The 15929-nt window shown below is 73.1% G+C and carries 12 protein-coding genes and 1 riboswitch; of the genes, 7 read left to right on the forward strand and 5 right to left on the reverse strand.

The genetic code is table 11. The features are described 5' to 3' along the window. Positions 1 to 213: 213 nt before the first annotated feature. The 3 genes from ACZ4A5_RS19050 to cobG all read right to left on the reverse strand — a co-directional run bounded on the left by ACZ4A5_RS19050 (position 214) and on the right by cobG (position 3751). A complete protein-coding gene (locus ACZ4A5_RS19050; protein ID WP_467584905.1) occupies positions 214 to 1722 on the reverse strand; it encodes a precorrin-2 C(20)-methyltransferase in 1509 nt (502 codons plus the stop codon). After that, positions 1719 to 2345, reverse strand: coding sequence for a precorrin-8X methylmutase (locus tag ACZ4A5_RS19055; protein ID WP_467584909.1), 627 nt, complete (start codon positions 2343 to 2345; stop codon positions 1719 to 1721). The genes ACZ4A5_RS19050 and ACZ4A5_RS19055 overlap by 4 nt, the downstream gene beginning before the upstream one ends. 74 nt (positions 2346 to 2419) lie before the next feature. Beyond that, positions 2420 to 3751 carry a precorrin-3B synthase gene (gene cobG, locus ACZ4A5_RS19060; protein ID WP_467584912.1) on the reverse strand — a complete coding sequence of 444 codons (1332 nt, stop codon included), beginning with the start codon at positions 3749 to 3751 and terminating at the stop codon, positions 2420 to 2422. A gap of 129 nt (positions 3752 to 3880) precedes the next feature. Then, a riboswitch (cobalamin riboswitch) is annotated at positions 3881 to 3955 on the forward strand. A 111-nt stretch (positions 3956 to 4066) separates the two neighbouring features. Here cobG and cobN point away from each other — a divergent pair. The 3 genes from cobN to ACZ4A5_RS19075 all read left to right on the forward strand — a co-directional run bounded on the left by cobN (position 4067) and on the right by ACZ4A5_RS19075 (position 9782). After that, on the forward strand, positions 4067 to 7690 hold the full coding sequence (gene cobN / locus ACZ4A5_RS19065) for a cobaltochelatase subunit CobN (RefSeq protein WP_467584915.1): 3624 nt from the start codon (positions 4067 to 4069) through the stop codon (positions 7688 to 7690). Between the two features lie 74 nt (positions 7691 to 7764). After that, the gene (locus ACZ4A5_RS19070; protein ID WP_467584917.1) at positions 7765 to 9018 is read left to right on the forward strand and encodes a VWA domain-containing protein; all 1254 of its coding nucleotides are present in this window, start codon (positions 7765 to 7767) and stop codon (positions 9016 to 9018) included. Next, positions 9018 to 9782, forward strand: a complete 765-nt coding sequence (locus ACZ4A5_RS19075) for a hypothetical protein (protein ID WP_467584920.1) — start codon at positions 9018 to 9020, stop codon at positions 9780 to 9782. The genes ACZ4A5_RS19070 and ACZ4A5_RS19075 overlap by 1 nt, the downstream gene beginning before the upstream one ends. A 60-nt stretch (positions 9783 to 9842) precedes the next feature. On the opposite strand, the gene ACZ4A5_RS19080 is transcribed toward ACZ4A5_RS19075, so the two are convergent. Further along, positions 9843 to 10790, reverse strand: coding sequence for a trypsin-like serine peptidase (locus ACZ4A5_RS19080; protein ID WP_467584923.1), 948 nt, complete (start codon positions 10788 to 10790; stop codon positions 9843 to 9845). Positions 10791 to 11175: 385 nt separating this feature from the next. On the opposite strand from ACZ4A5_RS19080, the gene ACZ4A5_RS19085 reads away from it, so the two are divergent. The 4 genes from ACZ4A5_RS19085 (at position 11176) to ACZ4A5_RS19100 (ending at position 15064) form a co-directional block, all read left to right on the forward strand. Continuing rightward, positions 11176 to 11661: a helix-turn-helix domain-containing protein gene (locus ACZ4A5_RS19085; protein ID WP_467584926.1), complete on the forward strand. Its 486-nt coding sequence runs from the start codon at positions 11176 to 11178 to the stop codon at positions 11659 to 11661. Then, on the forward strand, positions 11658 to 12296 hold the full coding sequence (locus tag ACZ4A5_RS19090) for a hypothetical protein (RefSeq protein WP_467584929.1): 639 nt from the start codon (positions 11658 to 11660) through the stop codon (positions 12294 to 12296). Before ACZ4A5_RS19085 ends, ACZ4A5_RS19090 begins: the two co-directional genes overlap by 4 nt. After that, on the forward strand, positions 12289 to 13500 hold the full coding sequence (locus ACZ4A5_RS19095; protein WP_467584932.1) for an MAB_1171c family putative transporter: 1212 nt from the start codon (positions 12289 to 12291) through the stop codon (positions 13498 to 13500). The genes ACZ4A5_RS19090 and ACZ4A5_RS19095 overlap by 8 nt, the downstream gene beginning before the upstream one ends. Positions 13501 to 13864: 364 nt before the next feature. Beyond that, the gene (locus ACZ4A5_RS19100) at positions 13865 to 15064 is read left to right on the forward strand and encodes a cytochrome P450 family protein (protein WP_467584934.1); all 1200 of its coding nucleotides are present in this window, start codon (positions 13865 to 13867) and stop codon (positions 15062 to 15064) included. A gap of 154 nt (positions 15065 to 15218) precedes the next feature. Here ACZ4A5_RS19100 and ACZ4A5_RS19105 read toward each other — a convergent pair whose 3' ends face one another. Next, entirely contained in the window at positions 15219 to 15824 is a 606-nt protein-coding gene (locus ACZ4A5_RS19105) for a YIP1 family protein (RefSeq protein WP_467584937.1), read from the reverse strand. Between the last annotated feature and the right edge of the window lie 105 nt (positions 15825 to 15929).

Here is a 15929-nt window from a genome sequence, read left to right on the forward strand (position 1 = left end):
CCTTGCCCTCATCGCGAAGGTGGAGCAGCGGGCCGACGAACCGGTCCGGGCCGCTGCGGTTCCTACCTTGACGGGGCGAAGTACGCGGGTACTTCGCCCCGCGTGCAGCGCGAGACCGTCGACGCGGCGGGCATGTTCATGTACCAGGTCGTGCCACGCCACCAGCGGGTCTGCATCCGGCAGGTCACCTTCCCCGGACAGTGAGGGCGGTGGTTATCCCTCCGGATACCGCCGCGGCGTCCAGACGACCTCCTCACCGCCGCCCTCACCCCGCCGCACCGCGCGCGTCTGCGTCGAGCCCACGAGGAGGATCGTGCGCATGTCGACCTCCGCCGGGTCCAGGTCACCCAGGCGCACGATCCGTACGCTCTCCTCCGGTCCGCCCACGTCGCGGCCCAGCACCACGGGCGTGTCCGGCGCGCGGTGTTCCAGCAGCAGTTCGCGCGCCTTGCCGACCTGCCACAGCCGGCTGCGGGAGCCGGGGTTGTAGAGGGCGAGGACCAGGTCCGCCGCCGCCGCGGAGCGCAGCCGTTCCGCGATGACCTCCCACGGCTTGAGCCGGTCGGAGAGCGAGATCACCGCGTAGTCGTGGCCGAGCGGCGCGCCCGCCCGGGAGGCCGCGGCGTGGGCGGCGGTCATGCCCGGCAGCACCCGCACCGGCACCTCGCGGTAGGGGTCCTCCGAGGCGACCTCCAGCACGGCCGTCGCCATCGCGAAGACGCCCGGGTCGCCGGAGGAGACGACCGCGACCCTGCGGCCCTGCCGGGCGAGGTCGAGGGCGAACTCGGCGCGCTCGGACTCCACCTTGTTGTCGGAGGGGTGGCGGCGCTGGCCGGGCCGCACGGGCACCCGGTCGATGTAGGTGCTGTAGCCGACCAGGTCGTCCGCGGCCGCCAGTTCGCCGCGGGCCTCCGGCGTCAGCCACAGCGGGCCCGCCGGGCCGAGCCCGACCACGACGACCTCGCCCCGCCCGCCGGCCGCCGCGGGGGCGTCGACGCGGCTCGGCAGCACCGCCACCGAGAAGTACGGCACCGACTCCGGGTCCACGTCCGCCAGCGCCTCCGCGCGCTGTCCGGCCATCGTGGCGCGCTCCACGTAGCGCGCGTCCGCCAGCCGCCCCGCGCGCTCCAGCGCGCCCCGCACCGCGGGGAACGTGCGGCCGAGCTTCATCACCACGGCCGAGTCGGTCGACGCCAGACGGGCCGTCAGCTCCTCCTCGGGCAGCGTGCCCGGCAGGATCGTCAGCACCTCCTCGCCCTCCACCAGCGGGCTGCCGAGCGCGGCGGCGGCCGCGCTGACCGACGTGACGCCGGGCACCACCTCGGTGGGATAGCGGTCGGAGAGCCGCTTGTGCATGTGCATGTAGGAGCTGTAGAAGAGCGGGTCGCCCTCGGCGAGCACCGCGACGCTCCGCCCGGCGTCCAGGTGGGCGGCGAGCCGGGCCGCGGCCTCCTCGTAGAACTCCTCCATCGCGCCGCGGTAGCCGCCGGGATGGTCGGTTCCCTCCACGGTGACGGGGTAGACCAGCCGCTCCTCGATGTGGTCGGGGCGCAGGTGGCGTTCGGCGATGGAGCGCGCGATGGAACGGCCGTGCCGGGCGCTGTGATAGGCGACGACGTCGGCCGAGGCGATGACCTCGACGGCACGCACGGTCATCAGGGAGGGGTCGCCGGGGCCGAGCCCGACCCCGTAGAGCCGGCCCGTGGTCTGCTGCTCGCTCACTCTTCCTCGCTCGCTATCGCGTTGATCGCGGCGGCGGCCATCGCGCTGCCGCCCCGCCTGCCCCGCACCACCAGATACTCCAGCCCCAACGGGCTGCCGGCCAGCGCGTCCTTGGACTCGGCGGCGCCGATGAAGCCCACCGGGATGCCGATGACGGCCGCCGGGCGCGGGGCGCCGTCGCGGACCATCTCCAGCAGCCGGAACAGCGCCGTCGGCGCGTTGCCGACGGCCACCACCGCACCGTCGAGCCTGTCCCGCCACAGCTCCAGCGCTGCGGCGCTGCGCGTGGTGCCCATCTCGCGGGCCAGCTCCGGCACGGCCGGGTCGGCGAGGGTGCAGAGCACCTCGTTGTCCGCGGGCAGCCGCTTGCGGGTGACGCCGCTCGCGACCATGTTCGCGTCGCACAGGATCGGCGCACCGGCGCGCAGCGCCTCGCGCGCGCGGGCCACGACCCGCGGGCTGTAGGCGAGGTCCCGTACGAGATCGACCATCCCGCAGGCGTGGATCATGCGCACCGCGACCTGACTGACATCCGGCGGCAGCGCGCCGAGGTCGGCCTCGGCGCGGATGGTGGCAAAGGACTGGCGGTAGATGGACGCGCCGTCCTTCTCGTACTCGAACACTTCGCCTCGCTTGCTGGTTTCGCTCTGTGGGTCCGTGGTGTGCGGCATGGCCGTCCAGGTCAGGGTCGTTCAGGTCAAGTCGTCCCGCGGGCCGCCGTCACCGCCGCCGCCGACTCCGCCGCCGTCACCGTGCGCGCCGCGCCGTGGGTGGTGCCGCCCCGTACGGCGACTTCATACCCGTCACCGGTCGCCAGGACATCCACCCAGGAACCCGAGGGATGACCGCACCTTCGTTCGCACCCGGACCAGTACACCGGCAGGCCGCCGGCACGCTGCTCCGCGAGGCAGGCCGCGGCGTCCGCCCGTACGTCCGCGCGGGACTTCGCGCAGCCGGGGCGGCCGGCGCACGCGCCCGCCCGGTGCCAGGGGGAGGCGGCGGAGGTGACGAGACCGGCGTCCGCGAGCGCGGCCAGCCGGTCGGCGGCCGCGCCTGACGGCAGGCCCGGCACGACGACGCCGCGCCAGGGTGTCACACGCAGCTCACCGGCCCCGTCCTCGGCGGCGGTGCGGACGAGCAGCCGCCACGAAGCGGCGGTCAGCCGGCCCAGCGGCGCCGCCACCGAGAGCGCGGTGCGCCCGTACGGGCCGGTGACCAGGCCCGGTTCCACCGGAGCGCCGTGCGGCCGTGCGAGCGTGGCGGGCGCCGAGACGATCCCGGCGGCGGCCAGCCGGTGCGCCAACATGCCGACGCGCGGCCGGTGTTCCGCCGCGAGGTCCTTGACGCGCCAGGCGGAGGCGCCGCTTCCGCGTGCCGCGTCCAGGAACACCTCCGCCGCGAGCACGGCCGCCCGCGGCCCGTGCGCGGCGGCCATCCGCAGGCCGGAGGCGGAAGTTCCGTAGCCGAGCAGGACCTGGCCGCCCTCGGTTGCGATCAATGTCACATCGGGGCCGAGTGCCGTGATGTCGCCCCGGCCGTCGTCCAGGCCGAAGAGGAAGCGTCCCGAAAGGTCTGTCACGTCCGGGTTCGCGCACAGCAGCCGGTCCAGTTCCCGCGCCCAGGACTGGACGTCGCCGTGCCCGGCGCCGTCCAGTCGGCACAGCGGTGACGCCACGGTGTTGCGCACCCGCTCATGCCGGTCGGACGGCAGCATTCCGGCCGCGCGCAGCCGCTCGCCGAGCTCGCCGCCGCAGCCGTCGGCGAGGCCGCGCAGCTGTATGTTGCCGCGCGAGGTGAGGTCGAGGCGCCCGTCGCCCAGCTCCTCGGACAGCCCTGCCAGCACCTCGGCCTGACGGGCCGTCAGGAGCCCGGCGGGCAGCCGGACGCGGGCCAGCGCGCCGTCGTCCGCGGAGTGCAGGCGCAGCGCGCCCGGGCAGGCGTCACCGCCCGTGCGGGCGGAGCCCTTCGGGGATACGGCGGCGCCGCCGGAGTTATCCCGGTCCGAGGCGGATGTGGGGGTGACGGACATGGCGGCGAGCATACCGACGGCCGGACCCCGGGCACCGGCCCCTACGGCGCCCGCCAGCGCTTACTATGCTCACGGAAGGGTCGGCCCAGGTGGTCCGGCCCGGACCGAACGCCAGCGACGGCGCCAGGGGAGGAAGCCGGTGGGACTCCGGCACGGTCCCGCCACTGTGAGCCCGGCAGCGATTGCCGGGCGAGTCAGGAACTCCCGCCGTCCTCCAACCGCCCGGGGCGCGGACCCCGAGGAAGGCTGCCGCCGCATGCGCACATTCCGGTTCAGCACGCCCCGGGCGACCCACGATGCCCTGGGGAGCGCCGCGTGATCCTTCTCCTGTCGACGTCCGACACCGACCTGCTCAGCGCCCGCGCGGCTGCCGCTCAGGGGGGCCCGGTCCCGTACCGGCTCGCCAACCCCGCCCGGCTCGCGCTCGATGAACTCCCCGGCCTGCTGGAGGGCACCGACCTCGTGGTCGTCCGCCTCCTCGGCGGGGTCCGCGCCTGGCAGGAGGGCCTCGACCGGCTCCTCGCCGGGGACCGCCCCGTCGTCGTGCTCACCGGCGAACAGGCGCCCGACGCCCAGCTGATGGAGCACTCCACCGTGCCCATCGGCATCGCCGCCGAGGCCCACGCCTACCTCGCCCACGGCGGCCCCGCCAACCTCGGGCAGCTCGCCCGCTTCCTCTCCGACACCGTGCTGCTCACCGGCCACGGCTTCGAGGCGCCCGCGCCCGCCCCCACCTGGGGCCCGCTGGAGCGCACCCCACGCGTGGCGGACACCGGCGGTCCGCGCGTCGCGGTGCTCTACTACCGCGCCCACCACATGAGCGGCAACACCGGCTTCGTGGACACCCTCTGCGGTGCCGTCGAGGACGCGGGCGGCGTCCCGGTGCCGCTCTACGTCGCTTCCCTGCGTGCCCCCGAGCCCGAGCTCGTCGACGCCCTGCGCACCGCCGACGCCGTCGTCACCACCGTGCTCGCCGCCGGCGGCACCAAGCCCGCCGCCGCCTCCGCGGGCGGCGACGACGAGTCCTGGGACGCCGGCGCGCTGGCCGCCCTCGACGTGCCCGTCCTCCAGGCCCTGTGCCTGACCGGGCCGCGCAGCGCCTGGGAGGAGAACGACGAGGGCCTCTCGCCGCTCGACGCCGCGACCCAGGTCGCCGTCCCCGAGTTCGACGGCCGCCTGATCACCGTCCCCTTCTCCTTCAAGGAGGTGGACGAGGACGGCCTGCCGATGTATGTCGCCGACCCCGAGCGGGCCGCGCGCGTCGCGGGCATCGCCGTGCGCCACGCCAGGCTGCGCCACATCCCGGCCGCCGAGAAGCGCCTCGCGCTCGTACTCTCCGCCTACCCCACCAAGCACTCCCGCATCGGCAACGCGGTGGGCCTCGACACCCCCGCCAGCGCCGTCGCCCTGCTGCGCCGACTGCGCGAGGAGGGCTACGACTTCGGCACCGAGCCGGTCCCCGGTCTCGCGTCCGGTGACGGCGACGAGCTGATCTACGCCCTCATCGAGGCCGGCGGCCACGACCAGGAGTGGCTCACCGAGGAGCAGCTCGCCCGCAACCCCGTCCGCATCCCCGCCGCCGACTACAAGCGCTGGTACGCCCGGCTGCCGCGGGAGCTGCGCGACTCCGTCGAGCAGCACTGGGGCCCGCCGCCCGGCGAGATGTTCCTCGACCGCAGCCGTACCGCCGAGGGCGACCCAGATGGCGACATCGTGCTCGCGGCCCTGCGCCGCGGCAATCTGCTGATCCTCATTCAGCCGCCGCGCGGCTTCGGCGAGAACCCCATCGCCATCTACCACGACCCCGACCTGCCGCCCTCGCACCACTACCTCGCCGCCTACCGCTGGATCGCGGCCACGCGCGAGGACGGAGGCTTCGGCGCCGACGCCATGGTCCACCTCGGCAAGCACGGCAATCTGGAGTGGCTGCCCGGCAAGAACGCGGGCCTGTCCGCCGCCTGCGGCCCCGACGCCGCCCTCGGCGACCTGCCTCTGGTCTACCCCTTCCTCGTCAACGACCCCGGCGAGGGCACCCAGGCCAAGCGCCGCGCCCACGCCACCCTCGTCGACCACCTCGTGCCGCCGATGGCCCGCGCCGAGTCCTACGGCGACATCGCGCGCCTGGAACAGCTCCTCGACGAATACGCCTCGATCTCGGCGATGGACCCGGCAAAGCTGCCCGCCATCCGCGCCCAGATCTGGACCCTGATCCAGGCCGCCAAGCTCGACCACGACCTCGGCCTGGAGGACCGCCCCGACGACGACGGCTTCGACGACTTCCTGCTGCACGTCGACGGCTGGCTGTGCGAGGTCAAGGACGCCCAGATCCGCGACGGCCTGCACGTCCTCGGCGGCGCGCCCACCGGCCCCGAGCGCGTCAACCTCGTCCTGTCGATCCTGCGCGCCCGGCAGATCTGGGGCGGCACGGCCGCCCTGCCCGGCCTGCGCGAGGCGCTCGGCCTGGACGAGTCCGCCGCCACCCGCACCACCGCCGACGAGGCGGAGGAGAAGGCGCGCGCCCTCGTCCAGGCGATGGAGGACGCGGCCTGGGACCCGGCCGCCGTCTCCCGCGTCGCCGAGGGACAGCCCCAAGGCGTCGCGGACATCCTGGACTTCGCCGCCCGCGAGGTCGTCCCGCGGCTGGCCGCCACCACCGACGAGCTCGACCACGCCGTGCACGCCCTCGCCGGCGGGTTCGTGCCCGCCGGGCCGTCCGGCTCGCCGCTGCGCGGCCTGGTCAACGTCCTGCCGACGGGCCGCAACTTCTACTCCGTCGACCCCAAGGCCGTGCCCAGCCGCCTGGCCTGGGAGACCGGCCAGGCCCTCGCCGACTCGCTCCTGGAGCGCTACCGCACCGACCACGGCGACTGGCCGACGTCGGTGGGCCTGTCCCTGTGGGGCACCAGCGCCATGCGCACCGCGGGCGACGACGTCGCGGAAGCCCTCGCCCTGCTGGGCGTCCGCCCGCTGTGGGACGACGCCTCCCGCCGCGTCAACGGCCTGGAGCCGATCCCCCTGGAGGAGCTCGGCCGCCCCCGCGTCGACGTCACCCTGCGCATCAGCGGCTTCTTCCGCGACGCCTTCCCGCACGTCATCGGCCTGCTGGATGACGCCGTACGGCTGGCCGCTGCGCTGGAGGAGCCGGCGGAGCACAACTTCGTACGGGCCCACACGCAGGCCGACCTCGCCGCCCACGGCGACGAACGCCGCGCCACCACCCGCATCTTCGGCTCCCGTCCCGGCACGTACGGCGCCGGGCTGCTCCAGCTCATCGACAGCCGTGACTGGCGCACCGACGCCGACCTCGCGGAGGTCTACACCGTCTGGGGCGGCTACGCCTACGGCCGCGAGCTCGAAGGCCGCCCGGCCCGCGAGGAGATGGAGAGCGCCTACAAGCGGATCGCGGTCGCGGCCAAGAACACCGACACCCGTGAACACGACATCGCCGACTCCGACGACTACTTCCAGTACCACGGCGGCATGGTCGCGACCGTGAAGGCGCTCAAGGGCAGGGCCCCGGAGGCGTACATCGGCGACTCCACCCGCCCCGAGACGGTCCGCACCCGCACCCTGGTGGAGGAGACCTCCCGCGTCTTCCGCGCCCGCGTGGTCAACCCCCGCTGGATCGAGGCGATGCGCCGCCACGGCTACAAGGGCGCCTTCGAACTCGCCGCCACGGTGGACTACTTGTTCGGCTACGACGCCACCACCGGCGTCGTGCCCGACTGGATGTACGACAAGCTCACCCAGACGTACGTCCTCGATCCCGAGAACCGCGCCTTCCTCCAGGAGGCCAACCCCTGGGCCCTGCACGGCATCGCCGAACGCCTGCTGGAGGCGGAGAGCCGGGGCATGTGGGCCAAGCCGGACGCCGCGACGCTGGAGGCGCTGAAGCGCGCCTTCCTGGAGACGGAAGGTCAGCTGGAGGGCGAGGAGTAGCGCGTCCGCCCAGGGTTCCGGTGGGGGTGGGCAGCCGGTTTGGGGCTGCCCACGTCCCTCACTAGGATCTTCGGATGATCATCACAAGACGGCTCGCGGCGGGCGCATGCGCTCTGCTCGCCGCGCTCGCCGCAGGAACCGCCCCGGCGAGCGCCGCCGACGGACCTTCGAAGGACTCCCCGAAGGTCGAGCTCGTACTGGATGTCAGTGGCTCGATGCGGGCCCGGGACGTGGACGGCCAGTCGCGCATGGCGGCCGCTCAGCAGGCGTTCAACGAAGTGATCGACGCCGTCCCCTCGGGCGTGCGGCTCGGCATCCGCACGCTCGGCGCCACCTACCCCGGTGACGACAAGGAGATCGGCTGCCGCGACAGCAAGCAGCTCTACCCCGTAGGCCCCGTGGACCGCACGGAGGCCAAGGCGGCCGTCGCCACCCTGCGGCCCACCGGCTGGACGCCGATCGGCTACGCGCTGCGCGGCGCCGACCAGGACCTCGGCACCGACGGCGGCACCCGCCGGGTCGTCCTCATCACCGACGGCGAGGACTCCTGCGGCCAGCCCGACCCGTGCGACGTGGCCCGCGAACTCGCCGCCAAGGGCACGCACTTGACGGTCGACACGCTCGGCCTCGCCCACGACGACAAGACGCGCGAGCAGCTCACCTGCATCGCCGAGGCCACCGGCGGCACGTTCACCTCGGTCCAGCACACCGACGAGCTGTCGGGCAAGATCAAGCAGATCGTCCGGCGCGCCGACACCCCCGTCGTGACCCCGAAGCCCGTGCAGGGCGCGGCCGAGTGCGCCAAGGCGCCCGAACTGGGCGCCGGGATCTGGACCGACCGGGAGACCTTCGCCGAGCACCGCTGGTACCGCGTGCGGGTGAAGCCCGGTCAGGAGCTGCGCACCTCGGTGAGCGTGGGCGCGGACCGCGCCGTCGACCGCGACTACGGCGTGCTCGTGCGCGCCGTCGGGGAGAACGGCCAGGAACTCGTCCGCGGCTCCGACGCGGGCAGCGGGCGTACGGACGTGATGTCGTCCGGGCTGCGCTACCCCGTCGCCAAGGACAAGAACGACAAGGAGGCCAGGACGGTCTGTCTGGAGGTCTCCAACTCCTTCTCCGCGCCCCTGTCCGTCAAGCGTGACCCGGGCCTGCCGCTGGAGCTGGCCGTCGATCTCGCGAAGGCCCCCGACAACCCCTCCGACCTGGCCGCCTTCGGCCTGGGCCGGGGCTGGGTGCTGCTGGCCGTGCTGGCCGTGACCGGACTGCTCGCCGGGCTGGTGTGGGGCTGGCTGTCCCGCTGGCGCGTCGCTGTGTGGAGGGCGAACTGATGCGTGGAACCCGTGTGATGGCCGCCGCGCTGCTCGCCGGCGCGGCCCTGTTCGGCTCGGCCTCCGGCGCCGTCGCCGACACCCCGAGCCCGAGCGCCTCCGCGAAGGACGGTGACGCCCCGACGGAGGCCGGCACCACCTTCCGTACCGCCACCGCCCTCGAGCAGGGACAGAAGGCCACGGCGACCGCCTCGACCGGTGACTACCTCTACTGGCAGTTCCCCGCCGGCGCCGGGCAGCGGGCCACCGTGAAGACCACCGTGCAGCTGCCGGAGGCGTCCCGCCGACACGGCGCGGCCACCTGGCAGCTCGACGTCTTCGACGGCCTGCGCCGCCGCCAGGCGTGCGCCTCGGGCGAGCCCACGCAGCGGGCGGCCGGGGACGCCGGCTCGGTCACCCTGACCTGCACGCTGCGCACCGTCCGCCCGTGGTCCGAGCGCTGGGCGAACGACCCGCTCCCCGGTGCCTATTACGCGCGCCTCACCGTCTCCGACGGTCCCGACCAGGACCTCGGCCTGCCGGTGAAGGCGGAGATCCAGGCGGACGTGAAGGACATGGGCGGTGCCGACGCCGAAGGCGGCGAGGTCGCCCCGCTGCACGCGGCCGCGCTGAAGGAGCCGGAGAGCGGCTGGAACGGCGGCTGGTGGTCCGACCGCTGGGCGTGGACCGTGGGCGGCGCCGTGCTCGGCGCCCTCGCGGCCATCGGCGGCTACACCCTGACCCGCCACCCGCGCCGCCACCACCGGCCGCCCGTCGGGCAGTAGCGGGCGCTCCGGCGTACGACGGCGTCCGTGGCCCTCCCGGCCACGGACGCCGTCGGCGTCTCACCGGCCCGCGGGCGGGTCACCCTCGACCGCGTGCAGGTACAGGTCCAGCAGATCGTCGTCGAAGTACGAGCTGTACGAGATATCGGGGGTGTCCCCGCCCGTGTGGTAGCCGCCGATGACCCCGATCAGCAGATAGCCCGTCAGTTCCGGGATCAGGAAGGGCCCGCCCGACGTACCGCCCACATAGCCCGCGCAGGCGATCTCCAGGAAGTCGCCCGGGGCCTTGGGGTCGGTGCTGGTGTACCGGTGCGTGGACGAGGAACAGTCGATCGGCTTGGGGTACTTCGCGTCGCTGCTGCCCGGATAGCCGATCAGGCGCACGTCGTGGTGGGTGTAGCCGGTGCCGATCGCGAAGTCGAAGCCGCCCACGGCGCTCTGCACCTCGGTGCCGTCCGAGCGCGGGCCGAGCCGCACCACCGTGTAGTCCCAGCGCGCCCCGCCGTCCGTGCCCCGGTCGTAGTAGCGCTGGTCGATGTAGATGCTCTCGACGGGGAAGACGCCGTGCGGCTTGAGGCCGTCGTGGTACTGCGGCACGAACGACAGGTGCCGCTTGGGGTCGGGGGAGCGCAGGCAGTGGGCCGCGCTGATCACCAGGTCGTGATCGGGGCTGCGGACGACCGTGCCGCCGCAGAAGCGCCCGGTGTTCTTGCTGTCGGTCCAGAAGAACGTCCCCACCTGCGGCAGCCCGTCGAAGGGGTGGCTGGGCGGCACGCCGCCCCCCTCGGCCCGCTCCTCCGCCACCGCCGGGGGCGGCGGCGCCTGCTTGCCGGTTACCACCGGCAGCGCGGACGCCATCCGCCGCGGCGTCCAGTAGGCGTCGGCCGCGGCGGCGCCGGGCGGCGGCCCCGCGGCCGCCGCGAGGGTGCCGGGCACCACGGCGGCCGGCAGTCCGAGGAGCAGGGCGGCGGCGCCCCGAAGGGCGAGATGTCTCAGAAATCTGTTCATGAACGGATTCCTCTCGTTCGGCTCGCCGTTGTCCCGCATGAGGAGCCAGGGGTCCGGGTCACGTGCGGGACGAGCGTGTCATCGTCCTACGGACCGCCGGAGGGAACGAGAGCCCGGCGCGCCGGGATTCACCGGTACGACCGGAACCGGACACGTGTGTTCGGGCATCGAGGCCGCGTCCGGGGAAGAGCCGGCCACGGGGAGCGGAACGAACCGGGGATTCGGGGTGAAGAACCGATATCAACTCGTGGTTAAGTCGTTCACGCAAGGAGAACACCGAGCGGACTAGTGTCAGGCGTTGTCCCGTGACAGGATGCTCCCCGTAGCCACCTCCGGCTTAACTGGCCGTGAGGTGACATGGGGACAGCTCGTGAGGACGGAGCAGATGGCAGTCGGGGGCGACAGGTCGGCAGGTGAGATGGGCAGCCCGCTCGCGGAGCGGCTCAATTACCTGTTCGCGAACATGCATCCGCCGGGGGCGCCGTACACCAATGGTCACGTGGCCGACGAGATCAGCCGCGGGACCGAGCAGTACGGCGGGGTGCGGCTCACCGAGCAGTATCTGTCGATGCTGCGCAACGGCAGGCGCGCCAACCCCAGTCCGGACGTGCTGCGCGCTCTCGCGAAATTCTTCGCCGTGCCCGTCGGTTATCTGATGGGCGACCTCTCGGCCTCCCAGGCCGAGCGGGTGGAGGAGGAGGTCCGTTTCCTCGTCGCCATGAGGGATCAGCGCGTCCGCGCGATAGCCCTGCGCTCGGTGGGGCTGCCGCCCGAGGTCCAGGACAGCCTCAACACGATCATTGCCCAATTCCGGCAGCAGATGAACCTTCCGGCCGACCCGCCCGACGCGGGTGGTGAGGAGCGAGAGTGACCGTCACGGCGGATGACCAGCTCTTCACCTACTGGCGGCGTACCGAGGACGAGGACGGTGCAGGCATGCGAGTGGGGCGCATACGACGCCGCTGCAAGCAGCTCATCCAGGAGCTCGCGCTGCCCGCGTCGACCGACCTGCACGGTCTGTGCCAGGTCGTCTCGCGCCGCGTCGGCCGGCCCATCCGCCTGATCCCGATGAGCCTGGACGGTGTCGTCTCGGGCATGACGGCCACCACCGACGACGCGTTCTGGGTCATCTACGAACAGAAGACCTCGCCCTGGCACCAGGTCCACATCGTGCTGCACGAGGTCGGCCACCTGCTGCTCGGCCACGACCAGGACCCGGCCGTCACCGAGGACGCCCTCAAGGTGTGGACGCCGTCCGTCGACGTGGCCACCGCCATGCGCCGGATGGGCCTGACCATGGGCCTCGCCCGGCACCACTGCTACGACAACCTCACCGAGCGCGAGACCGAGATCCTCGGCACCCTCCTCATGGAGAAGATCGTGCCGCCGCCGCCGGGCCAGGACGCGGCGCTGGAGGGGGAGGCCGCCGAGCTCGCGGCCTCGCTCGGTCCGGCGCTCCAGCACGTGCGCCAACAGCTCAGGGAAGGGGGCGTCACCGGTGTTTGACGTCCTCTATCTGGCCTTCAGCGCCGTCGCCTGGGTCATCGTCGGCTACAAGACCCGCGCCTGGCTCCGCGACCGGGACAACGTGGACCTCGGGCTGACCGCCCTGACGATCTCGGGCGTCCCCGTCGTCTTCCTCTTCTCCGCGCCCAGCGTCTACCGCGCCTTCGACCGGCTGACCGGCGTGGCCAACCTGGCCATGGTCTTCCTCTACTCGGCCGTCGTGCTGTTCGCGTCCGGCGCCACCGTGCTGCTGCTGCGCTGGACCGGCCGGGGCGAGGAGCGGGCCCGGGCCCGCGCGGCGGCGCGCTCGCGGTTCGCGGTCGCCGCCGTGTCCGTGGCGTGGGCGGCGGCCATCGTCTGCTTCGCGGTCGGCAGGCCCGACTCCGTGGAGCACCCCCGCGACTTCAGCACGGCCTACGCCGACGCACCCGGAGTGGTCGCCTTCCTGGTGCTGTATCTGGCCATTTTCGGTGTGAGCCTCGCCGGGCTCGGCGTGCTCTGCCCGCGCTACGCCACCCAACTGGGCCGGTCCTGGCTCTCCAAGGGCCTGCGCACGCTCGCCGCGGGCTGCTGGCTGGGCCTGCTGTACTGCCTGTGCAAGCTGATCGGATTCGTGCTGAGCTGGGGCGGCCACGAGGCGTACTGGCTGTCCAACGGCGTAGCCCCGATGAGCGCTTCGATCGCCGCGCTGCTCGTCCTCATCGGCTTCTCGCTGCCCGCCGCGGGCCCGCGGGTGGCCGCCTGGCGGCGGCTGCGCCGACTCCAGCCGCTGTGGCAGGATGTCACCGCCCACGCCCCGGAGGTCACCCTCGCGGAGCGCCGCTGGGGCGGCCGCTGGCCGCTGGCGGACCTGGAGTGGCGGGCCAACCGGCAGATGGCCGAGATCCGGGACATCCAGCGCGGCATCCGGCGCCATGTCGAGGCGGCGACCTTGGACATCGCCCGGGAGAAGGCGAACGCCGCCGCCCTGGACGAGCGCGGCCTGGCCGCGGTGGTGGAGGCGGCGGCCCTGCGCCGGGGCCTGGCCAACCAGGTCACCGGCCATGTGCCGAGGCCGCACGCGGACAGTGTCGTGATCACCGTCAGCTCCGATCCGGCCGAGGAACACGAGCACCTGGCACGCGTCGCGGACGTCTACCGCGATCCGCTGGTGGAGTCCGTGCTCACCGAACTACGGGAGATTTGCGCGGCACGCCGTCCCTGACGGCGCGCGGCCCACAGACGAGGCGGCCCTGGACGGGGGTCAAGGCCGCCTGCGCCACAGGCCGGCGCCGGGTCCGTAGCGATACGGATCCGGCGTCGCCCGTGCGTTTTCCGCTGTCTGCGGGTGCTCGATGTCTGGGCTCAGGTTTGTCTGTCCCTGCGGGTCTGTTCGCCGCCTGCGGCGGGAGCGCCCTGCGGGCGCGTCCTCAAACGCCGGACGGGCTTTGTGTGGCTGATGTGCGTGCTGACCGGACGGGCTGGATGTTGCTGGTGCGGCGTGCTGAACGGACGGGGTGGGGGTGGTCCATGTGAGGGGTGAACAGTCCGTGCCGGGGCTCGGATCCGTCCGTCTAGAGTCGTCTCTCATGCAGAACACCGCCTCCTTCGACGTCAACTCGTTGACCACCGATCCGTACGGCACCTACGCCAAGCTGCGCGAGGCCGGGCCCGTCCACCGGATCACCGGCGCCGACGGCCGGCCCGCCTGGCTGGTGACCCGTTACGACGACGTGCGCCAGTGCCTCGCGGATCCCCGCCTGTCGCTGGACAAGCGCAACGCCAAGCCCGGCAACTACAGCGGCTTCTCGCTGCCTCCGGCGCTGGACGCGAACCTGCTGAACATGGACCCGCCCGACCACGCCCGCGTGCGCCGCTTGGTCGTGAAGGCGTTCACCCCCGGCCGCGTCGACAAGCTCCGCGCCCCGGTGCGCCGCGTCGCCGACGAACTCCTCGACGCCGTCGCGGCCGACGGGCGCGCCGACCTCCTCGCCGCCTACGCCGGACCGCTGCCCATCATCGTCATCTGCGACCTGCTGGGCGTACCCAAGGAGGCCCGCCTGGACTTCCGCGCCTGGACCGACGCGATGATCGCGCCCGACCCCGAGCGGCCGCACCTGATGAAGGAGGCCGTCGGGAACCTGGTGCGCTTCTTCACCGGCCTGATCGCGAGCAAGCGCGCCGAACCGGGCGACGACCTGCTCTCGGACCTGATCGCGGTCCGGGACGACGAGGAGGGCGGTGACCGGCTCTCCGAGGACGAGCTCACCTCGCTCGCCTTCCTCATCCTCTTCGCCGGCTACGAGAACACCGTCCACCTCATCGCCAACTCCGTCCTCGCCCTCCTGGACCACCCGGCCTTGATGGAATCCTTGCGCGCGGATCCGGCCGGACTCGGCGCGGCGGTCGAGGAGTTCAACCGGTGGGACGGCCCCGCACCGCTGTCCATCCGGCGTTTTCCGCTGGAGGACATCGAGATCGGCGGGGTCACGGTGCCCGCGGGCGAGACCGTGCTGCTCGCCATCGCCTCCGCCAATCGTGATCCTCGTCACTTCGTCGATCCGGAACGGCTGGATCCGAACCGTGATCGTTCCGGGCACCTGGCGCTGGGGCACGGCATCCACTACTGCCTGGGAGCGCCGCTGGCCAGGATGGAGACGGAAACGGCGCTGGCAGCGCTGCTGGAGCGGTTCCCCGCTCTGGAACTCGGCGTTCCGCGGGAGGAGATCAGGTGGCGGCCCTCGGTGCGGGCGCGTGGCTTGATTTCGCTCCCCGTGCAATGGTCATAGAAAAAGCCGAACAGGTTTTTGATGCATGACCCATCCTTGATGAGGTAGAACTGTGCGTGAGCCCGCCCGGTGTGCATCCCCCGTCGCACCGGGCGGGCCTTCGACTTCCGCCACGGATCTCCTCCGTGCGCGAGGACACCACCGGGCCGGAACCTCAGCCGCCGGTCGGGAACTTCAGCAGGGCGGTCGCCGCCAGCATCTGAACGCTCACCGCCGCCACCGCCTTGTGCGTCGGCAGGTGGTGCTGGCCCCGGATCAGCAGCGCGGAGAACGCGTAACCGAAGCCCGCGGTGATCCAGGCCGCCGCCCGCACGGGATAGGAGCCGCCCGGCAGCCAGGCGGCGAGGGCCAGGCGCGGCAGGTCCGTCGCCCAGAAGATCACCACGAACAGGGTGACCGTCGGGCCGAACCTGCCGTTGCCGCCGAGCCTGCGGGCGATCGCGTGCGTGACGACGCCCAGCAGCAGGCTGGCGAGGAGCAGGACACCATCGGCGATGGCCACCGCCTCCATGGCGAGCGTGGGGCTGACCCGCCACTGCGCCCGGAAGTCGCCCCGGCCCAGCGTCCCCAGCAGCCCGGCGACCAGGCACAGGAACGTCGCCGCGCCCCAGACGCTGCGGTCCCGGGCCTCGTCGAGCACTTCGACCGGCCGGAACCACAGCCCGAATATGAGGCGGTGCCAGAGCAGTCTGCGCGGTGCCGCGGCGGGGGCGTGCGGTGAGGGGGCCGCGGGCGCGGAGGGTGAGGGGGTCACAGGCATGGATGCAATTTCTATCACCGAGCGGCCCGGCCACCGGTGGCCGGGGAGGGCGGGTTTCCGGCCACGAAGGGAAGGGAAAAAAGGTCTCGTGACCCGGGGGTGGGG

Source organism: Streptomyces sp. NPDC025618 (genome assembly GCF_055558795.1).

What these genes read in the sequence shown, in the direction of transcription:
- cobG (WP_467584912.1), bottom strand. Translation starts at nt 3,751, where the DNA reads ATGTCCGTCACCCCCACATCCGCCTCGGACCGGGATAACTCCGGCGGC.
- ACZ4A5_RS19070 (WP_467584917.1), top strand. Translation starts at nt 7,765, where the DNA reads ATGATCATCACAAGACGGCTCGCGGCGGGCGCATGCGCTCTGCTCGCC.
- ACZ4A5_RS19075 (WP_467584920.1), top strand. Translation starts at nt 9,018, where the DNA reads ATGCGTGGAACCCGTGTGATGGCCGCCGCGCTGCTCGCCGGCGCGGCC.
- ACZ4A5_RS19080 (WP_467584923.1), bottom strand. Translation starts at nt 10,790, where the DNA reads ATGAACAGATTTCTGAGACATCTCGCCCTTCGGGGCGCCGCCGCCCTG.
- ACZ4A5_RS19085 (WP_467584926.1), top strand. Translation starts at nt 11,176, where the DNA reads ATGGCAGTCGGGGGCGACAGGTCGGCAGGTGAGATGGGCAGCCCGCTC.
- ACZ4A5_RS19100 (WP_467584934.1), top strand. Translation starts at nt 13,865, where the DNA reads ATGCAGAACACCGCCTCCTTCGACGTCAACTCGTTGACCACCGATCCG.
- ACZ4A5_RS19105 (WP_467584937.1), bottom strand. Translation starts at nt 15,824, where the DNA reads ATGCCTGTGACCCCCTCACCCTCCGCGCCCGCGGCCCCCTCACCGCAC.